Below are 1,368 nucleotides of genomic sequence, written 5' to 3' on the forward strand. Positions count from 1 at the left end.
CCGGCCGGCCGGTACGGGCGCGCCGCCGTCCGCGCGGGCCAGCGCGACGCGCGTCCCGGAGCCGCCGGAGTCCACGCCGAGCACCCACCCGGGCGCGGCGGGCGCCGCCGTCACGGCAGCGTCCAGTCCACGGGCGCGGCGCCCTGTTCCAGCAGCAGCGCGTTGGCCCGGCTGAACGGCCGGGAGCCGAAGAAGCCGCGGTCGGCCGACATGGGGGAGGGGTGCGCCGACTCGACGGCCGGCACCCGGCCGAGCACCGGCCGCAGCCCCCGCGCGTCCCGGCCCCACAGGATCGCCACCAGCGGCTTCCCCCGGGCCGCCAGCGCCCGGATCGCCTGCTCGGTGACCTCCTCCCAGCCCTTCCCCCGGTGCGCGGCGGGCCGGCGCGGCGCGGTGGTGAGGGCGCGGTTGAGGAGCAGCACCCCCTGCCCGGTCCACGGCGTCAGGTCACCGGTGGAGGGGCGGGGGAGTCCCAGGTCGGCGGTCAGCTCCCGGAAGATGTTCTCCAGGCTGCCGGGCAGCGGGTTCACCTCCGGCGCGACGGAGAAGCTGAGGCCGACGGCGTGACCGGGCGTGGGGTAGGGGTCCTGACCGACGATCAGGACCTTCACCTCGTCGAACGGCTGCTGGAAGGCCCGCAGGACGTGCTGTCCCGCCGGGAGGTAGGTGCGCCCCGCCGCGATCTCGGATCGCAGGAAGGCGCCCATCGCGGTGATGCGGTCGGCGACGGGGGCCAGAGCCGACGCCCAGCCCGCCTCGACGATCTCGTTCAATGGTCGTGCTGCCACGGTCCGTCACCCTACTGGCCCCGCCGCCCCCCGGCGTACCGCCGGGCGGTGGGCCGCCCGCCGGGTGGGCCGTCGACACGCCCGCGGGTACTGCTCGGGCACGCCGGGCGGTGGGCCGCCCGCTGAGTCCTCACGCGCCGCGCGCGGCGGCCAGCAGCCCGGCCCAGTCGGCGATCTTCACCGTGCCGCGCGCGAGCGTCCTGCCCAGCGCCGCCTCGGCGGCCTCGATGCCCAGCCAGCCCCGCCACTCGACGGGCTCCAGACCGGCCGCCCGCAGCCCCACCAGCGGGTCGTCCGCCACCTGACGCCGCGCCAGCTCCGGCAGATCGGCCAGCACCGAGCCCGCCGTCTCCTTGGCGCAGGGCCGGTTGGTGCCGATGACCCCGGTCGGGCCACGCTTGATCCAGCCCGCGACATACTCACCGGGCGACGCGGCCCCGTCCCGCAGCACCCGCCCCCCGGCGTGCGGCACCGTGCCGCCCGCCGGGGGGCGGGTGCTGCGGGACCTGCCTCTTATACCCCTCTGCCGCTGCCGACGATGCGGGTAGCTTGCCTCCTCGTCGGGCGCCGCTCGCTCAGG

General features: G+C 77.6%; 1 protein-coding gene and 1 pseudogene. Both read right to left on the reverse strand.

Going from position 1 to position 1,368, the window contains the following annotated elements:
- Nucleotides 1–110: 110 nt before the first annotated feature.
- A complete protein-coding gene (locus BN2279_RS09675) occupies nt 111–788 on the reverse strand; it encodes a uracil-DNA glycosylase (protein ID WP_079032040.1) in 678 nt (225 codons plus the stop codon).
- Nucleotides 789–918: 130 nt separating this feature from the next.
- Nucleotides 919–1,368 (reverse strand): annotated as a pseudogene (locus BN2279_RS09680) (NADP oxidoreductase); the annotation flags it as partial.

It is taken from the genome of Streptomyces specialis (assembly GCF_001493375.1).
In the GTDB taxonomy this organism is placed as follows: Bacteria; Actinomycetota; Actinomycetes; order Streptomycetales; family Streptomycetaceae; genus Streptomyces; species Streptomyces specialis.